Source organism: Streptomyces sp. CA-251387 (assembly GCF_050936625.1).
Classification (GTDB): Bacteria; Actinomycetota; Actinomycetes; order Streptomycetales; family Streptomycetaceae; genus Streptomyces.
Genome location: NZ_JBNJMJ010000001.1, coordinates 3,224,712 through 3,241,780, shown reverse-complemented (window position 1 = coordinate 3,241,780; position 17,069 = coordinate 3,224,712). Strand labels below are relative to the sequence as shown.

Below are 17,069 nucleotides of genomic sequence, written 5' to 3'. Positions count from 1 at the left end.
GCGGGGGCTTCCCTCATTCCGCCTGCCGTCGTGAAGGGTGAGAAGACGATCACGAGGCAGGACGCCTTCAGGCCTTGTTGCAATAGATTCGCAATAACAAGCTAGCAGCAAAAAGCCCCCGTGTGGATCACACGGGGGCTTCGGTTTCGCCGGGCGGGCGGCGTCAGCTCTTGGCGCGGGTCTTCTGCCAGGCGTACCCGACCACAGCCAGGACCAGCGTCATCCCACCCGTCGAGTACAGCTGCACGCGCGTGTCCGGCTCCCGGGCCATCAGGACGAAGATCGCCGCCATGCCCGCCAGCGCGACCCAGGTCAGCACCGGGAACGCCCACATCCGCACGACCAGCTTCTGAGGCGCCTCACGCTCCAGTCGCCTGCGCAGCCGCAGCTGGGAGACCGCGATGAAGATCCAGACGACGAGGATCACCGCGCCGATCATGTTCAGCAGCCAGGGGAAGACGTCGTCCGGCCGCCAGTAGCTGAGCACCACGCACACGAAGCCGAACACCGAGGACGCCAGCACGGCGACGCGCGGAACGCCGCCCGACACCCGGCCGAGGCCCTTGGGGCCCTGTCCGCGCTGGACGAGCGAGTAGGCGATGCGCGAGGAGCCGTAGATGTTGGCGTTCATGGCGGAGAGCAGAGCCACCAGCACGACCACGTTCATCAGCTGCCCCGCGCCGGGGATGCCCAGGTGATCGAGGGTGGCGACGTACGGGCCCTTCTCGACGATCTCCTTGGAGTCCCAGGGGACGAGGGTGACGACGACCGCCATCGAGCCGATGTAGAAGAGGGCGATGCGCCACATGGCCGTGCGGACCGCGCTCGCCACGCCGCTGACCGGGTTCTCCGACTCGGCGGCCGCGATGGTGACGGTCTCCATGCCTCCGTAGGCGAAGACCGAGGCGAGCAGGCCGATGATCAGGCCCTCGCTGCCGTTGGGGAGGAAACCGCCCGCACCGGTGAGGTTCGCGGTGCCCGGCGCGTCCGTGCCCGGCAGGACCCCGGCGATCGCCAGGCCGCCCAGCACGAGGAACAGGCTGATCGCGCCGACCTTCAGCGCCGCGAACCAGAACTCGAACTCGCCGAAGTTCTTCACGGCGGCCAGGTTCGCGCCGCAGAACACGACCATGAACAGGGCCACCCACGCCCACTCCGGCGTGTGCGGCAGCCAGGTCGTGACGATCTTCGCGGCGCCGATGCCCTCGAGGCCGACGGCCGTGCACAGCAGCACCCAGAAGGACCAGCCCGCCGTGAAGCCCGCCCAGGGGCCGATCGCCCGCTCGGCGTGCGCCGAGAACGAGCCGGAGGACGGGTAGGCGGCGGACATCTCGCCCAGCATCCGCATCACCAGCATCACGAGGAGGCCGGAGAGGACGTAGGCGACGACGATCGAGGGACCGGCGGCGGCGATACCGGCGCCGGACCCGACGAACAGGCCTGCGCCGATGACACCGCCGAGGGCGATCATCGACAGATGGCGCTGCTTGAGGCTGTGGGACAGAGTGGCGTCGTCCGCTTGTGGCGGAGTCTCGACCGTGGGGGTGCTGGGCATGGGCGCGGCTCGTCCAATGCGTGAGATGGGCAAAAACGCCCACAGTCTGGGCAGCCTCTCCGCTCAGAAGGAGAGGCCGCCCACTATGCGGACACACCCGGCACGGGCCGTGACTACGCCGCTACGGAGGTGTAGTGCGAGGCGTCGCCCTCGATCGAGTAGCTCTCCTTGCCCTCGATGCCGACCGGCACGTCACCGGCGACGGTCACCCGGTGCAGGCGGCGCGGCAGACCGTCGTAGTTGTCGATGGCGTAGTGCTGGGTGATGCGGTTGTCGAAGAGGACCAGCTGGTTCTCCGACCAGCGGTGCCGCAGGACGTTCTCCGGCCGGGTCACGTACGCCTGGAGCAGGTCGAGGACCTTGCGGGACTCGCCCGGGGACAGGCCCACGATCCGCTGCGCGAAGCCGCCGATGAACAGCCCGCGCTCGCCGGTCAGCGGGTGCACGCGGACCACCGGGTGGACCGTGCGGTACTTGATCGACGTGAACTGGGCACGCTGGGCGGCCTGTTCCTCGTCGACCTCCTCGTCCGGCACGGCGTAGTCGTAGTCGTTGGTGTGCTCCGCCCACAGCGTGTCGGCGAACTGCCTCAGCGGCTCGGGCAGGTTGCGGTAGGCGGCCGCCGAGCTGGCGATCAGGGTCTCGCCGCCGTACGGCGGGACGGTGACGCTGCGCAGGCTGGTGGCCTGCGGCGGGCTGAGGACGAACGTGACGTCGGTGTGCCAGTGGTTGGCGGCGCGGCCCCGCTCGCTGTCGACGGGGAGGACGTTCGGGACGCCGTCGACGGAGGACACCGTCGGGTGGGCGGTGGTGAGGTCGCCGAAGTGACGGACGAAGGCCTGCTGGCCCCCGTCGTCCAGGTGTACGTCGTCGAAGACCAGGGCCTTGTGGACGTTGAGGGCCTCGCGCAGGGCGGTGACGGTCGCTTCGTCCAGGGGCTGGGAGAGGTCGACGCCGGAGACACGGGCGCCGATGTGCGCGGTGACCTTGCGGATGTCGAGGGACATGCGGGGGAGTCCTTTCAGACGAGGGCGGGTGCGGGGGTGACGTACTGGTTGGCGGGTCGGGGGAGGCCGTAGCGCTCCCGGAGGGTCCGGTGGGGGCCGTATTCCGTGCGGAGCAGGCCGCGGGCGCGGAGGATCGGGACGACGTGGTCGACGAAGGCGTCGAGCCCGGAGGGCAGGACCGGGGGCATGATGTTGAAGCCGTCGGCCGCGCCCTGCGTGAACCAGGTCTCGATCGCGTCGGCGACCTGCTCGGGCGTGCCGGCGAAGGTGAGGTGGCCGCGTCCGCCACCGAGCCGGCCGATGAGCTGCCGCACGGTGAGCCGCTCCCGCCGGGCCAGCTCCACCACGAGCGTGTAGCGGCTCTTGGCACCCTCGACGGCGTCCTCGGACGGCAGGTCGGCGGGGAGCTGGGCATCCAACTCCAGGGTGCCGGGCGGCAGTTGCAGCAGGCTCTCCAGCCGGCCGACCCCGTGCGCGTACACGATGTGGTCCTCCAGGACCTGCTCGGCCGCCCGTGCCTCCGCCTCCGTCGCCCCGATGACCGGGACGATGCCGGGCAGCACCTTGATGTGCTCGGGATCGCGACCTGCTTGCGACGTACGGGACTTGAGGTCGGCGTAGAAGGCCCGCGCGTCCTCGATCGTCTGCTGCGCGGTGAACACGGCCTCCGCGTATCGCGCCGCGAACGCCTTGCCGTCCTCGCTGGACCCCGCCTGCACGAGCAGCGGATAACCCTGCGGTGTGCGCGGCACATTGAGGGCGCCCTCGACGCTGAAGTACGTCCCCTGGTGCCGGGGCGGATGGATCTTGGCGTCATCGCCCCACACCCCGGCCGCCTTGTCGGCGACGATCGCGTCGTCCTCCCAGCTGTCCCAGAGCTTCAGGGCGACGTCCAGGAACTCGCCGGCACGGGCGTACCGCTCGGCGTGCGCGGGCTCGGCGTCCAGGCCGAAGTTGCGGGCGGCCTCGGCACCGGCGGTGGTGACGATGTTCCAGCCCGCCCGGCCGCCGCTGATGATGTCGAGGGAGGCGAACTTGCGGGCCAGGTTGTAGGGGGAGTTGTAGGAGGTGGAGGCGGTGGCGATGAGGCCGATGTGCTCGGTGGCCGTCGCCAGCGCGGTGAGCAGGGTGAGCGGCTCCAGGGCGCCGGCCGGGCGCTGGGCCAGGTTGCCCCACAGCTGCGGTCCGTCGGCGAGGAAGAGCGAGTCGAAGGTGCCGCGCTCCGCGATACGGGCCAGGTTGACGTAGTGGGCCAGGTCCACATGCGCGTACGGGTCGCTCTCGGGGAGCCGCCAGGAGGCTTCGTGGTGGCCGGTGTTCATGAGGAAGGCGTTGAGGTGGAGTTGCCGGGGCATGGGGTTCCTTGTTCTGGGCAGAGGAGGGTGGCAGCTGGTGACTGTTGTGGAGGCGGTGACCCTGTGGCGCCGGGCGGTGCATTCAGCCCGTCCGGCGTTTGAGGACGAGGCCCTTCAGGGCCGAAGCGGGGGTCCAGGGGGCGGCAGCCCCCTGGCGGGGTCGAAGGGGCGGAGCCCCTGGGGCGGGACGGGTAGGGGCGGCGGGGGCGAAACCCCACCCGGCGGGTCACCCGACGTCCTCGGTCACCCCCAGCGCGCCGAGCAGCCGCTCCCGGTACTCCCCCAGCAACGGATCCCGGTACGAGCGCGGATGCGGTCGGTCGATGGTCAGGTCGAGCCCGATGCGCCCCTGCTCCAGCACGAGCACCCGGTCGGCCAGCACGATCGCCTCGTCCACGTCATGGGTGACCAGCAGCACTGAGGGCCGGTGCCGTTCCCACAGCTCCCGCAGCAGGGCGTGCATACGGATCCGCGTGAGGGCGTCCAGGGCGCCGAAGGGTTCGTCGGCCAGCAGAAGTTCCGGCTCCCTCACCAGCGACCGGGCCAGCGCGGCCCGCTGCGCCTCACCGCCCGACAGCTCGTTCGGCCAGGCCCGCTCACGCCCCTCCAGCCCCACCTCGGCGAGGGCCGCACGCCCCTTCCGCGCAGCCTCCCTTCCGTCAAGCCCCAGCAGTACGTTGTCCAGCACCCGGCGCCACGGCAGCAGCCGCGAGTCCTGGAACACCACGGACACCCGGTCCGGCGCGGAGAGCTGCCCGCTGCCCACCACCTCGTGGTCGAGGCCCGCGACGGCCCGCAGCAGCGTGCTCTTGCCGGATCCGCTGTGCCCGAGCAGGGCCGTGAACTGCCCGGCCGGGAGGTCGAGGTCGATGCCGTCGAGGACCGTACGGCCGTCGAACGACCTGGTCAGGCCCCGCAGCTGGACGGCGGGCCGGGTCAGTTGCTCAGTGTGCGGCGCCACGACAGCACCCTCCGTTCGATGATGCGGACCGTGCTGTCGGAGACGAGGCCGAAGATGCCGTAGACGACGAGGCCGACGAGGATGACGTCCGTCTGGCCGTAGTTCTGCGCCTGGAACATCATGTAGCCGAGTCCGCTGGTGGCGTTGATCTGCTCCAGGACCACCAGGCCCAGCCAGGACCCGGTCACCCCGAGCCGCAGTCCGACGAAGAAGCCGGGCAGCGCGCCGGGGACGACGATCTGCCGGATGAACTGCAGCCGGTTCAGCCCCTGCACCTCGGCGAGTTCGACGAAGCGGCTGTCGATCCCGGACAGCGCGGCGTGTGTGTTGAGGTAGATCGGGATGTAGACGACGATGGCGATGATCGCGATCTTGAAGGTCTCGCCGATGCCCAGCCAGAGGATGAACAGCGGGATCAGACCGAGGGTCGGGATCGCCCGGTTGAGGTTCACCGTCCCGTCGATCAGTGCCTCCCCGGTCCGGCTGAGCCCGGAGGCGAGCGCGAGGGCGATTCCGGCGGTGAGCCCGAGGACGAATCCGGTCCCGGCGCGTTGCAGCGAGGTCAGGATGTCGTCGGGCAGGGTCCCGCCGGTCCACAGGTGGGCGCCGGTCTCCAGCACGGTCCAGGGTGCGGGGATCGCGCCGGGGTCCAGCGCTCCGGCGGCGGAGGCGGCGGCCCACAGGACGACTAGGAGGGCGGGGCCGGCGAGCCGGGCGGCGGGGACGCGTTTGCCGGGTGCCAGGGAGCGGCGCCGGCGGACGCGGTGGTCCGGCTCCGGGCCCGACTCCTGCTCCGGCTTCGCGAGGGGCGCTGCCGTACTGACGCTCGTCGTGGTCATGGTCGTCACCTCCGGTATTCCGCGGGTACGGACTTCGCCGCGATGCCCTCGAAGCGGTGGTCGAAGAGTTCGCGGACGTCGAACTTCTTCACGAAGCCGCCCTCCGCGAGCAGATCCGCGGTCTCCTGCTCCCACTGGATGGCCTCGTCCCAACGCGGCGGGTACAGCGGCTTGTTGGCGAGCTCGGAGATGGACTTCGCCTGCGCGGGGGTCAGGTTCTGCGTCTTGACGTAGAACTCCTCGTTCCAGATGTCGGGGTTCTCGTACGTCCACACCTGGCCCTTGGCCCAGTACGGGATGTACGCGGCGACGGCGGCGGCCTTCGCGGGGTCGTTCAGCACGGAGACCGGCGCCCACAGCAGGTTGAGCAGGTCGACGACGTCGGTGGTGATCGTGCGGGCGCCCTTGGACTCGTACTGGGCGAGATAGGCGGGCGCCTGGGTGTTGCCGAGCGGGGCGATGTCGACCTGGCCGGACTGCAGGGCCGTGAGGAACTGGTTGCTGGTCAGCGGGACCAGCTCCACCTCGTCGTACTTCAGGCCCGCCTTCTTCAGTGCCCGCAGGAGGACGACGCCCTGCGCCTGGCCCTGCGAGAAGGCGAGCCGCTTGCCCTTGAAGTCCTCGACCGACCGGATGTCGCTGCCGGGCTTGGTGGCGAAGAGGTAGTTGGGCTTGCGGGTGATGTTGATCGCGACGATCTTCGCGTCGAAGCCCTGGTAGTGCGCCTGGATCGGCGGGATGCCCGCGTTGTTGGCGAGGTCCAGGGACCCCGCGCGGAACGCGTTGATGACATCGGGTCCGGCGCCGATGTTCAGCCAGCCGCCGACCTTGAAGGGCAGCTCACCCAGGTTCGCCAGTTTGAACTGGAGTTGCTGGGTGTTCTGGAACGAGGCGATCTTCAGGCTGGTTCCGGCGGGAACCTTCTTGGCGAGCGGGGCGGTGGAGGCCCCCTCGGCCGCGTCGGCGGCGCTGCTCTCGGCGCAGCCGGTGAGGCCGGCGGCAGCGGCGGTGACGCCCAGCAGCGAGGTCAGGAACAGACGGCGATCGATGCCCGGGGCAGGCAGAGACGGCATGGCAGGACTCCGTAAGCCAAAGTGATGGGAATGCATGCGGAATTCCGGGCAGGGAAAAGCCAGGGCGGGGGAAATTCACGCAGGAGGAAATGAGCGCTTCACACGCGGCAACGTGTCAGCAACACGCGTCAGCAACAGAGGGTGCGACAGCTCACGAACAGGCTCATGAGCAGGATGTTCCTGGTCATCGGTGGCCCCTGTCAACATTCCGAGTTTCTGAATTAAATAGCCTCAGGTGAAGCGGCCAGCGGATCCCGGTAGAGCACGTCGAGCGCCACCGAACCACCGGCCACGGCGAGCACGGAATGCGGAAAACTCGTCGGCACGACGGCCGCCGCGCGTGCGTCCCCGACCCCCGCGCGCAACGCGGCGAGGCAGTCCTCCCGGTGCACGACCCCCATCTCGGTCACCACCACCGTCTCCGGATTGAGCACGTCGAGCAGCAGCCGCGCCGCCCGCCCGACGGCACCCGCCCGCTCCACCAGCAGCCGTACGGCCTCCCGGTCGCCCGCGGCCGCGGCCGCGACCACATGCACGGGGTTCACGCCCTCGATGACGCCCGCGTCCCGGGCCCGCCGGCACAACGTCCGCTCGCTCAGCTCCACTTGCAGGCAGCCGACCCGCCCGCAGTCGCACCTCTCCGTACCGCCCGGCACCGGCAGATGGGCGATGGCACCGGCCTGGGAGCGGGGACCGTGGTGCACCTCGTCGTTGGTGGCGAACGCCGCGTCGACCACGTTGCCGACGAACAGGTGCAGCACGCTCCGGCTGCCGCGCGCCCGCCCGAACAGCCGCTCGGCGTTCACCAACGCCCGCGCGTGCCCGTCCACATGGACCGGCAGCCCGGTGCGCGCGCCGAGCACCTCCCGCACCGGTACCTCGCGCCAGCCCAGCAGCGGGTGTTCGACGACCGTCCCGGAGTCCCGGTCCACCCAGCCGCCCGCGGCGAAGCCGACGCCGAGCGGCCGGCTGCCGGGCGCCGCGTCCAGCAGCGCGGCCAGCCCGTCGGCGGCCCGGGCCAGGACGCCGTGCGCATCCGTGGCGCCCGAGTGCTTCAACTCCCGCTCGGCGACGACCCGTCCGCGCAGGTCGAGCAGTGCCACCGTGGTGTGCGGCACCGCCACATGCACCCCGCCCACCACGAACCGTGAGTCGTCCAGGTCGACCGGCACATGCGGCCGCCCGACGCCGCCCGACTGCCGGGGCGCGGCGGCCTCGCGGATGAGCCCGATCGCGGTGAAGCGGGCGCAGTAGTCCGTCACCGAGGCCGGTGACAGCCCGGTCAGCCGGGCGATGGTGCTGCGCGCGACCGGCCCGTGTTCGAGAACGGACCGCAGGACGACGCTGGCGCTGGTCCGGCGCCGGTCGCGGTCGGCGATCCGGGGGATCGGGGACGACAGGGTGGGTGCCGCTGTATGGGGCATGGGGAACTTCCTCGGGAGCCGGTCCGAACTGCGCCGTCTGAAGCGGGCGAGCCGTACCGACCGGCCGGCTCACCCCGGGTGGCGACAGGCGGCCGCGCCCACGCGTCGCAGGTCGACATGGCGACGCGACGAGAAGTTCCGGGACTGGGCGACCATGACTCGAAGGGTAGGGCAGAAAAGGTGAATCCGACCAGGTCACTAGGATTCGTTTGGAGAGACTCAACAGTCTGGCCGGCAGCCGTGAAGTGAGCGAAACGTCCCTGCCTCAGTGACCGGTGTCACGCAGTACCCGGTGTAACCAGCACCTTTTGTGCAGAGCCCACCAAGCCGTCGCTCCACCCTTTGTCGAGCGCCGACGGAGATCGGCGTGAGCTCCCCGGGTTAGCGTCACGGTGTCCCAACCTGCCCACTCACCCGCGGAGTCCCCATGAGCACCGCTGCCGCAACCGCCCGTCCCGGACAGGTCCTCGCCGACCTGCTCCCCGCCTCCCGCGTCCGGGACGCGGCCCTCGTTCTCGGCGGCGCCGTGCTCACCGGCCTCGCGGCCCAGCTCTCCGTGCCCGTGCCGGGCTCCCCGGTACCGGTGACCGGCCAGACCCTGGCCGTCCTGCTCGTCGGCACGGCCCTCGGCGCCGGCCGCGGCTTCCTCTCCCTCGCGCTGTACGCGCTGGCGGGCATCGCGGGCGTGCCGTGGTTCGCGGAGGGCACCTCCGGCGCCGCGGCCCCGTCCTTCGGCTACGTCCTCGGCATGATCCTCGCCGCCACCGTCGTCGGTGCCCTGGCCCGCCGCGGCGCCGACCGCACCGCGCTGCGCACGGCAGGCGCGATGCTGCTGGGCGAGGCGATCATCTACGCCGTCGGCGTCCCCTACCTGGCCCTCGCCCTCGACCTCTCGGCGTCCGACGCGATCGCGCTCGGCCTCACACCGTTCCTGATCGGTGACGCCCTGAAGGCGGCCCTGGCGATGGGCGCGCTGCCCACCACCTGGAAGCTCATCAACCGCTGACGCCGTAGTTCCTGCGGAAGAGGTTCGCCGGGTCGTACTGCGACTTCAGTCCGGCGAGCCCCTTTCGCGTCTCGCCGTCGTACAGCCCCTCGCTCCGATCCCCGGCCCCGAAGGCGAAGTTGACCGCCCGGCCGAGCGTGCCGGGAGCGAGCAGCGCGAAGGCCGGGTCCAGGACCTTCCGGGCCTGCTCCCGGTCCGCCATCGTCAGCAACCGCACCAGGAAGGCGCCTTCGCGGTACGGCACCGAGTTCGGGGCGGGCTCGGCCAGCGCCCCGCCCAGATGGTTGATCTGTACGACGCACATGGCGTCGGCATCCGGTCCCGTACGGGCGAGCACGCCGGCCACCGTGTCGACGTCGAGCTCGCTCAGCACCGCGCTGTCCCCGTAGTAGGCGTGCGGGAAGTCGGGGTCGCTGTGGATGGTGTGGCTCTCGGCGTACGGCATCTCGCGGAGCGAGTCGCTCAGCACCGGGCCGATCCTCCTCAGCGGGGCGACGAGTTGCTCACCGTCGGGCCCTGTGTGGGCGACCCGCACCGAGATGACGTACCGCCCGCGCAGCTGCGGCGGCAGCGCCGGGATGTCCGGATACGGTACGGCGGCGAAGGACGAGGTCAGCCCGTCGGGCACGGTCCGCGTCCACTCCTCGTACGCCCGCAGTACGGCCGCCGGGTCGACCTCCCGCCCGTCGAAGGCGAGCGAGCCGCCGTAGAGCGTGCGGACCGGGACGAGGCCGATCTCCATCTCGGTGACGACGCCGAAGGCGTGGCCGCCGCCGAGGAGGGCCCAGTACAGGTCGGAGTCGGATTCCGGGGTGACATGGCGCAGCCGGCCGTCGGCGGTGACGACGTCCAGCGACCGGACGTGATCGGCGGCGTACCCGAACTGCCGGGCGAGGATGCCGAGTCCACCGCCCAGCGTGTACGACACGGCACCGACGGACGGGGCCGAACCGTTGAGCGGCGCGAGCCCGTACGGCTCGGCGGCCGCCACCACCTGACCCCAGCGCACGCCCGCCTGCACACGGGCGGTGCGGGCCTCGGGGTCGACGCTCACGCCGTCCATGCGCCGGGTCGAGATGACGGCACCGCCCTCGACCGGTCCGGGCAGTCCGTGCCCGGTGGCGTGGACGCCGATCGGCATGCCCCGGTCGGCCGCGTGGCGCACGGCGGCGACCACGTCATCCGCCGAGGACACGGGGAAGACGACGTCGGGACGCTGGACGAACCAGGTCTGGAATCCGGCGAGTTCATCGTCGTCGCTCAGGAGATGCTCGTCGCTCAGGAGCTGTTCGTCCCTCAGGACTCGTTCGCTGTTCATGACCTCCAGGGTGGCCGGAAAACCTGACAAGTGCCGTCAGGTTTTCCGGCGAAGTGCCGGGGTGCGACGCGGCGACCGCACCGCACCCCGGTCGGTGGTGCTCAGCCTTCCTGCGACCGCCGGGGCCGCCGCAGCTGCGACCACCACAGCCCGGCCGCGCCCGCCGCGATCAGCGTCGCGCCGGCCGCGCCCAGCGGCAGGACGTCCCGGCCGACACCGGTCTTGGGCAGCTCGTCGGCGCCCGGTGCGACCGGCTTGTTGTCGGTGCCGAGAAGCAGCGGCGTGGCGGGGGCGTCGGGCGACGGGTTCGTCGTACCGAAGGGCACCGGGCCCTGCTGCCAGTACGTCTTCTTGCCGTCACCGGTCTGGACGGGGAGGCAGATCTTGCCGGTCTTGCTCAGGTCGTACGTCGCGTCGACGGCGTACGACTTCGACTCACCGGCCGGCAGATTGTCGATGGGGCAGGAGAAACCGCTGTTTGAGCCCTCCGGAAGATTGTTTTTCGCAATCGCGGAGCAGCCCTCGACGTTTTTTACTGTGAGGCCGTCGAAACCGACGACCAAAAGCTGGATCTTTCCGCTGTCCTTGGTCCCTTCGTTCTTGACCGTGGCGGTGATGTCGGTCTCTTCCGAACTGTTGTCCACCGAGATTTTTTCGGGCAGCTCGGTGGTGGTTTTCACCCCGGCCGGCGCCTCGTCGATGACCTTTCCCCCCTTGCTGCTGCCGGATCCCTGGTCGTCCGCACTGGCAGTGAAGGAAAGGATCATCACTGCCGAGAAAGATGTCGCGACCAGCGATCCCGCGATGGCCGTCGTGCGACGAGAACTCATGTTCGTCCCCCTTGCCTGCGCCTGAATTCGCAGTACTTGAAGAGCTACCACAAGATTTCTCCGCACTATGCTGGTACGGCCCGAAGTGTGACCATTGTGTTTCAGTCGGGGATGTCTGAGGCGCGGCAGAGGGGGTGCAGCGGATTGCCGGGGAACGCGGACAACACGGGAAATGCGGGGACCGCGGGAAACACGAGGAGCGGCGGTCTTCCCGGTTTACTGGTGACGGGACGCTACCGACTGGTCGAGAGTATCGGCCAGGGAGGAATGGGGCGCGTGTGGCGAGCCGTCGACGAAATACTCGACCGCCTGGTCGCCGTCAAGGAAATGCGCATCGACGGCCTCGACCCGGAGGACACCCGCACGCGCCGCGAACGCACCCTGCGTGAGGCGCGGGCGACGGCCCGGATCGACCATCCCAACGTCGTCCGGGTCTACGACGTGGTCGACGAGGGCGAACGCCTGTGGATCGTCATGGAGTTGGTGGCCGGCCGCTCCCTGGAACGCATCATGGCGGAGGAGGGCCCCCTGGGCCCGTGCGAAACGGCCCGGATCGGCATGGGCCTGGTGGCGGCACTGCGCCAGGTCCACGCCCGCGGTGTACTGCACCGCGACATCAAGCCGGGCAATGTCCTGGTGGAGTCGGGGGTGGCCGGTGGGCGCGCCCGGGTGGTCCTGACGGACTTCGGCATCGCGGCGATCCAGGACGCGAAGGCCCTCACCATGGTCGGCATGCTGGTCGGCTCGCCCGACTACATGGCCCCCGAGCGCATCTCCGGCCGCCCCCAGGGCCCGCCGTCCGACATCTGGTCCCTGGGCGCCACCCTCAGCGCGGCCCTGGCCGGCCGCTCCCCGTTCTCCCGCGACACCACCCTCGCGACCCTGCACGCGGTCCTGTACGAGGAGCCCGAACTCCCGCCGTCGGCAGGCCCGTTGCGGGACGTCCTCGCCGCTCTCCTGGAGAAGGACCCGTCGATCCGGCCCGCCCTGGACGATGTGGAGACGGCCCTGCAGCCGGTGGCGTTCCCGGAGCCCACGCCGACGATGCCGGTGGTCGGGCGAGGGGCCGGGGAGCCCGCGGGACAGGTGGAGGAGCGGGAGCAGGCCATGCCGGGGCCCCGGGAAACGCCCCCGACGCGGGCGCGGGCGCAGGAGCCTGAGCCGCAGTCCGAACCGGGGCCCCCGCCCGCGCCCGAACCGACGGGCGGCTCACTGCGAGAGCCCGCTCCGACCCCGGAACCGACAACGGCACCTGCCTCCATGCCCGAACCCCAGCCGGAGCCGGCCCCCACCCCCACGCCTCCGGGGGAGAGGCCCACCCCCGCCCTCCTGGAGGCGCCCCCCACCCCGCGCGACCCCCGCCAACCGGACCCCGTACAGGACGCGATACCACCCCACACCTCACCCGCCCCCGCCCCTGCTCCCACCGTCACCCCCACCCCTACCCCCTCCCCATCCCTTCCTCCTCCACCGAACTCGCCTCCGAACCCCGCCCAGAGGCCCGCTCAGAAATCCCGGCCGCCCCAACCGGCGGCTCCCACGGCTCCCCCGCCACCGCACCCCGCCGCCCTGGCGTCTCCCTGTCCCGTGCCGAAGCGGTGACCGAGCGGCGGCCGACCCCGGAGCCGGAGCTCATGCCCAGTGGCTCCCGGCCGTACGGCGCCATGCCGCCCGGCGAGCTCCCCGGCCCCGCGGTCCCGGCCGACCCCCGGCGCGGCCGGCGTCGTACGGGACGGATCGCCGCCGCCGTCGGTGTCGTGGCCGCGTGTGCTGTCATGGCGGTCGTCCTGGCGACCCACTTCGGGGCACCGGAAGACAAGCAGGCGGGTTCCTCGCCGTCACCGGCCTCCTCGGCCGTGTCCTCGCCGGGTACCGGCCCGTCCTCGACGGTCGAGGGCACGTCGAGGCCGCAGAGCCTGCCGCCCGGATCGCGCCGGGAAGCGGGCGGGTTCGCGTGGGTGCCGCCCGAGGGCTGGCGGCGGGACGTCAAGACGGGGTCGGAAGTGCACTACACGTCACCGGACGCCGCACAGGAACTCGCCGCCAAGTCGTCATTGGCCCGCGACGACTTGATGGACTCATGGCAGAAGTCGGAGGAGAACGCCCGGCAGGGGCAGCAGTACCGCAAGATCCGCCTGGAGCGGACGACGTTCCGCGGTCACCCCGCGGTCGTCTGGGAGTACACCTTCACGCTCCAGGGCGAGCCCTGGCACGCCCGGCTGCTGGGCTTCACCGTGGACGGCACGTCGTACCAGATCAACACGTGGTACCGGCCGGAGATCGAGGAGAAGGCCCTCGGCACCTACGAGAAGGTGAAGGACACCTTCACTGTGCTGTGAACTGTGCTGTGAACTGTGCTGTGACCGGACGAAAGGAGAGGGGCGGTGGGATGCACACGATGCACACCCCACCGCCCCTCCGCAGTGATCGACCTGCAGTGATCGACGATGTCAGCCGGTCTTGACCTCGTCGCGCGCCGCAGGGGAGGCGGCCGCCTCGACCGCTGCCGCGCGCCCGCCGGCGACCTTCTGCTTCACGAAGGCGATGGCCAGCACGATCGCCGCCACCAGCAGCGACAGCAGCACGGTCGAGCGGCCGTCGTGCTCGGTGTCGGTGAGCATGTAGCCGAGGACGAACACGATCAGCGCGGCCGTCGCCCAGGTCAGGTACGGGTACAGCCACATCTTCACGACGAGCTTCTCCGGGGCCTCGGCCTTGATGATCTTCCGCATGCGCAGCTGGGAGAAGCAGATCACCAGCCAGACGAACAGGGCGACCGCGCCAGAGGAGTTGACGAGGAAGAGGAAGACGGAGTCCGGGAACTTGTAGTTGAAGAACACCGCCACGAAGCCGAACACCACGGACGCGAGGATCGCCGTCCGCGGCACACCACGGCCGGTCGTACGGGCGAAGGCCTTCGGCGCGTCGCCGCGCTGGCCGAGGGAGAAGGCCATGCGGGAGGCGGTGTAGAGGCCGGAGTTCAGGCAGGACAGCACCGAGGTCAGCACGATGAAGTTCATGATCTGACCGGCGTGCGGGATGCCGAGGGAGTCGAGCGCGGCGACGTAGGAGCCGTCGTCGGCGATGGCCTTGCTGTCCCACGGGAGCAGGGAGACCACGACGAGGATCGAGCCGAGGTAGAAGACGGCGACACGCCAGATGATGCTGTTGGTGGCCTTGGTGACCGCGCGCTGCGGGTCCTCGGACTCGCCCGCGGCCAGGGTGGCGATCTCGCTGCCCATGAAGGAGAAGACGACGAGCAGCACACCGGTGAGGATCGCCCCGGGGCCGTTGGGCAGGAAGCCGCCGTGGTCGGTGAGGTTGCTCAGCCCGGCCTGGTCGCTGTCCACGCCCGGCAGCAGCCCGAAGACGGCGAGCCCGCCGATGACGATGAACGCGGCGATGGCGACGACCTTGATGCCGGCGAACCAGAACTCGAACTCGCCGTAGGAGCCGACGGAGACGAGGTTGGTGGCGGTCAGCACCAGCATGACGATCAGGGCCCAGCCCCACTGCGGGACCTGCGGTATCCAGCCCTCCAGGATCGCCGCACCGGCGGTCGCCTCGACCGCCAGCACGACGACCCAGAAGAACCAGTACAGCCAGCCGATGGAGAACCCGGCCCAGCTCCCGAGGGCCCGGTCGGCGTGGGCGGAGAACGAGCCGGAGGTCGGGTTGGCCGCGGACATCTCGCCCAGCATCCGCATCACCAGCACCACGAGCGTGCCGACGAGGGCGTAGGACAGCAGAATGCCGGGACCTGCGGTGGCGATACCGGAGCTGGACCCGACGAAGAGCCCGGCGCCGATCACACCACCGATGGCGATCATGGACAGGTGGCGGTTCTTGAGCCCGGCCTGTAGGCCGTGGCCGCCGGGGGCCGGTCCGGCCGGTCCGGCCGTCTTCTGGGTCGGCTGCGAAGTCATGGAACGGATTTCCTTTGCGCCGTTGGGGAGGGGTTTTCCCGTACCAGCGGTGTACGAGTCGCATGAGCGGTGTACGAGTCGGACCAGTGAATCGGAGGAGAACGGATTCGGGAACCTTTGATTCGGGATTGTTACTTGAGGTTTCCTTGAGCTTCTATAGTCTGCGTCACAATTGACCTGATCGACACCCGGCGCTGCTGCCCCGAAACAGCCGTGTCACACTCGTTCCATGCGCGTGTATCTCGGCTCCGACCATGCGGGCTTCGAACTCAAGAACCACCTCGTCGAGTGGCTCAAGGCGGCGGGCCACGACCCGGTCGACTGCGGCCCCCACATCTACGACGCCCAGGACGACTACCCGCCCTTCTGCCTCCGCGCGGCGGAGAAGACGGTCGCGGACCCCGACTCCCTCGGCATCGTGATCGGCGGCTCGGGCAACGGCGAGCAGATCGCCGCGAACAAGGTGAAGGGCGTCCGCGCGGCGCTGGCCTGGAGCGAGGAGACGGCTGCGCTGGGCCGCCAGCACAACAACGCGAACGTGGTCGCGGTGGGTGCGCGCATGCACACGCAGGAAGAGGCGACGAAGTTCGTCGAGACGTTCCTGAACACCCCGTACTCGGGCGACGACCGCCACACCCGCCGCATCACCATGCTGGCCGACTACGAGACAACGGGCGACCTCCCCCCGATCCCGCCCCACCACCCCCAGCAGTAGCCACCGACGTCCCCCGCCAGGGGGCTCCCATCTTTCAGCCCGTCCGGCGTTTGAGGACGAGGCCCCTTCAGGGCCGAAGCGGGGGTCTGGGGGCGGCAGCCCCAGGGACCGGGGTCGAAGGGGCGGAGCCCCTTCAGGATGGGACGGGTAGGGGCGGCGGGGGCGAGAATCCTCGTGCGCCGCCCCACCCACCCGCACACGATCAAGGAGCCCCCGTGCCCGAGGGCCACACCATCCACCGTCTGGCCCAGGACTACGCCGCCGCATTCCTCGGCACGACCCCCCACGTCACCAGCCCCCAGGGCAAGTTCTCGGACGCCGCGGACCTCCTGAACGGCTCAGAACTCACCCACACCGAGGCCCACGGCAAACACCTCTTCCTCGGCTTCCGGGACGCCGACTGGATCCACATCCACCTGGGCCTCTTCGGCAAGGTCAACTTCGGCGGCACCCCCGCACCCCCACCCACGGACACCGTCCGCCTCCGCCTGGCGAACAGCACGTCGTACGTCGATCTCCGCGGCCCCACCACCTGTGCCCTGATCACCCCCACCGAGAAGCAGGCGATACACGACCGCCTCGGCCCCGACCCCCTCCGCGACGACGCCGACCCGCACCTGGCCTACCGGCGGATCTCCCGCAGCCGTACGACCATCGCCGCCCTGCTCATGGACCAGAAGGTCATCGCCGGCGTCGGCAACGTCTACCGCGCCGAGGTCCTCTTCCGGCACCGCATCGACCCGTACCGCGCGGGCAAGGACATCACCCCCACCCAGTGGGCCGCGATCTGGACCGACCTGGTCGAGCTGATGCACGAGGGCGTCCGCAACAACCGCATCGACACCGTCCGCCCCGAGCACACCCCGGAGGCGATGGGCCGCCCGCCCCGCGTCGACGACCACGGCGGCGAGGTGTACGTCTACCGCAGGGCCAACCTCCCCTGCCACATCTGTGGCGGCGAGATCCGCACCGCCGACCTCGCCGCCCGCAACCTCTTCTGGTGCCCGGCCTGCCAGACACCGTAGGCCGGCCGGCGCCCGAGCACCGTGGGGAAGCCGGC

The 17,069-nt window shown here is 70.5% G+C and carries 15 protein-coding genes; 5 read left to right on the top strand and 10 right to left on the bottom strand.

From position 1 onward, the window contains the following. Positions 1-163: 163 nt before the first annotated feature. The 7 genes from ACQEV2_RS14450 to ACQEV2_RS14420 form a co-directional block, all read right to left on the bottom strand. Positions 164-1,555, bottom strand: coding sequence for an amino acid permease (locus ACQEV2_RS14450; RefSeq protein ID WP_433040088.1), 1,392 nt, complete (start codon positions 1,553-1,555; stop codon positions 164-166). A gap of 113 nt (positions 1,556-1,668) precedes the next feature. Then, a complete protein-coding gene (locus tag ACQEV2_RS14445) occupies positions 1,669-2,562 on the bottom strand; it encodes a TauD/TfdA dioxygenase family protein (RefSeq protein WP_433040085.1) in 894 nt (297 codons plus the stop codon). A 14-nt stretch (positions 2,563-2,576) separates the two neighbouring features. Next, entirely contained in the window at positions 2,577-3,917 is a 1,341-nt protein-coding gene (locus ACQEV2_RS14440; RefSeq protein WP_433040082.1) for an LLM class flavin-dependent oxidoreductase, read from the bottom strand. Between the two features lie 226 nt (positions 3,918-4,143). Then, entirely contained in the window at positions 4,144-4,878 is a 735-nt protein-coding gene (locus ACQEV2_RS14435) for an ABC transporter ATP-binding protein (protein ID WP_433040079.1), read from the bottom strand. Then, complete coding sequence (locus ACQEV2_RS14430; protein WP_433040076.1) at positions 4,854-5,717, bottom strand: ABC transporter permease; 864 nt, start codon at positions 5,715-5,717, stop codon at positions 4,854-4,856. Before ACQEV2_RS14430 ends, ACQEV2_RS14435 begins: the two co-directional genes overlap by 25 nt. Before the next feature lie 5 nt (positions 5,718-5,722). Then, complete coding sequence (locus ACQEV2_RS14425; RefSeq protein ID WP_433040073.1) at positions 5,723-6,790, bottom strand: ABC transporter substrate-binding protein; 1,068 nt, start codon at positions 6,788-6,790, stop codon at positions 5,723-5,725. A gap of 221 nt (positions 6,791-7,011) precedes the next feature. After that, positions 7,012-8,214 carry an ROK family protein gene (locus ACQEV2_RS14420; RefSeq protein WP_433040070.1) on the bottom strand — a complete coding sequence of 401 codons (1,203 nt, stop codon included), beginning with the start codon at positions 8,212-8,214 and terminating at the stop codon, positions 7,012-7,014. A 427-nt stretch (positions 8,215-8,641) separates the two neighbouring features. Between ACQEV2_RS14420 and ACQEV2_RS14415 the strand changes: the two genes are divergently transcribed. Next, positions 8,642-9,220: a biotin transporter BioY gene (locus ACQEV2_RS14415; protein WP_433040067.1), complete on the top strand. Its 579-nt coding sequence runs from the start codon at positions 8,642-8,644 to the stop codon at positions 9,218-9,220. On the opposite strand, the gene ACQEV2_RS14410 is transcribed toward ACQEV2_RS14415, so the two are convergent. Further along, a complete protein-coding gene (locus ACQEV2_RS14410; protein ID WP_433040064.1) occupies positions 9,210-10,538 on the bottom strand; it encodes an FAD-binding oxidoreductase in 1,329 nt (442 codons plus the stop codon). The two genes, ACQEV2_RS14415 and ACQEV2_RS14410, sit on opposite strands and share 11 nt — an antisense overlap. Positions 10,539-10,639: 101 nt before the next feature. Beyond that, positions 10,640-11,368 carry a hypothetical protein gene (locus tag ACQEV2_RS14405; RefSeq protein ID WP_433040061.1) on the bottom strand — a complete coding sequence of 243 codons (729 nt, stop codon included), beginning with the start codon at positions 11,366-11,368 and terminating at the stop codon, positions 10,640-10,642. 267 nt (positions 11,369-11,635) lie between these two features. Between ACQEV2_RS14405 and ACQEV2_RS14400 the strand changes: the two genes are divergently transcribed. Together ACQEV2_RS14400 and ACQEV2_RS14395 are read left to right on the top strand one after the other, a co-directional pair. Next, entirely contained in the window at positions 11,636-12,970 is a 1,335-nt protein-coding gene (locus ACQEV2_RS14400) for a serine/threonine-protein kinase (protein ID WP_433040058.1), read from the top strand. Between the two features lie 32 nt (positions 12,971-13,002). Then, positions 13,003-13,707 carry a hypothetical protein gene (locus ACQEV2_RS14395; protein WP_433040055.1) on the top strand — a complete coding sequence of 235 codons (705 nt, stop codon included), beginning with the start codon at positions 13,003-13,005 and terminating at the stop codon, positions 13,705-13,707. A 111-nt stretch (positions 13,708-13,818) separates the two neighbouring features. Here the strand turns inward: ACQEV2_RS14395 and ACQEV2_RS14390 are convergent, their stop codons facing one another. Next, a complete protein-coding gene (locus tag ACQEV2_RS14390; protein ID WP_433040052.1) occupies positions 13,819-15,294 on the bottom strand; it encodes an amino acid permease in 1,476 nt (491 codons plus the stop codon). A gap of 229 nt (positions 15,295-15,523) precedes the next feature. Between ACQEV2_RS14390 and ACQEV2_RS14385 the strand changes: the two genes are divergently transcribed. Further along, on the top strand, positions 15,524-16,009 hold the full coding sequence (locus ACQEV2_RS14385) for a ribose-5-phosphate isomerase (protein WP_433040049.1): 486 nt from the start codon (positions 15,524-15,526) through the stop codon (positions 16,007-16,009). 215 nt (positions 16,010-16,224) lie between these two features. Further along, on the top strand, positions 16,225-17,034 hold the full coding sequence (locus tag ACQEV2_RS14380) for an Fpg/Nei family DNA glycosylase (RefSeq protein WP_433040046.1): 810 nt from the start codon (positions 16,225-16,227) through the stop codon (positions 17,032-17,034). Positions 17,035-17,069: the final 35 nt, after the last annotated feature.

Excerpts from the sequence above, each read along its gene's own strand:
- ACQEV2_RS14410 (WP_433040064.1), bottom strand. The coding sequence starts at position 10,538 with ATGAACAGCGAACGAGTCCTGAGGGACGAACAGCTCCTGAGCGACGAG.
- ACQEV2_RS14415 (WP_433040067.1), top strand. The coding sequence starts at position 8,642 with ATGAGCACCGCTGCCGCAACCGCCCGTCCCGGACAGGTCCTCGCCGAC.
- ACQEV2_RS14440 (WP_433040082.1), bottom strand. The coding sequence starts at position 3,917 with ATGCCCCGGCAACTCCACCTCAACGCCTTCCTCATGAACACCGGCCAC.
- ACQEV2_RS14420 (WP_433040070.1), bottom strand. The coding sequence starts at position 8,214 with ATGCCCCATACAGCGGCACCCACCCTGTCGTCCCCGATCCCCCGGATC.
- ACQEV2_RS14430 (WP_433040076.1), bottom strand. The coding sequence starts at position 5,717 with ATGACCACGACGAGCGTCAGTACGGCAGCGCCCCTCGCGAAGCCGGAG.
- ACQEV2_RS14390 (WP_433040052.1), bottom strand. The coding sequence starts at position 15,294 with ATGACTTCGCAGCCGACCCAGAAGACGGCCGGACCGGCCGGACCGGCC.
- ACQEV2_RS14405 (WP_433040061.1), bottom strand. The coding sequence starts at position 11,368 with ATGAGTTCTCGTCGCACGACGGCCATCGCGGGATCGCTGGTCGCGACA.
- ACQEV2_RS14385 (WP_433040049.1), top strand. The coding sequence starts at position 15,524 with ATGCGCGTGTATCTCGGCTCCGACCATGCGGGCTTCGAACTCAAGAAC.
- ACQEV2_RS14445 (WP_433040085.1), bottom strand. The coding sequence starts at position 2,562 with ATGTCCCTCGACATCCGCAAGGTCACCGCGCACATCGGCGCCCGTGTC.
- ACQEV2_RS14400 (WP_433040058.1), top strand. The coding sequence starts at position 11,636 with ATGGGGCGCGTGTGGCGAGCCGTCGACGAAATACTCGACCGCCTGGTC.
- ACQEV2_RS14450 (WP_433040088.1), bottom strand. The coding sequence starts at position 1,555 with ATGCCCAGCACCCCCACGGTCGAGACTCCGCCACAAGCGGACGACGCC.
- ACQEV2_RS14395 (WP_433040055.1), top strand. The coding sequence starts at position 13,003 with ATGCCCAGTGGCTCCCGGCCGTACGGCGCCATGCCGCCCGGCGAGCTC.
- ACQEV2_RS14425 (WP_433040073.1), bottom strand. The coding sequence starts at position 6,790 with ATGCCGTCTCTGCCTGCCCCGGGCATCGATCGCCGTCTGTTCCTGACC.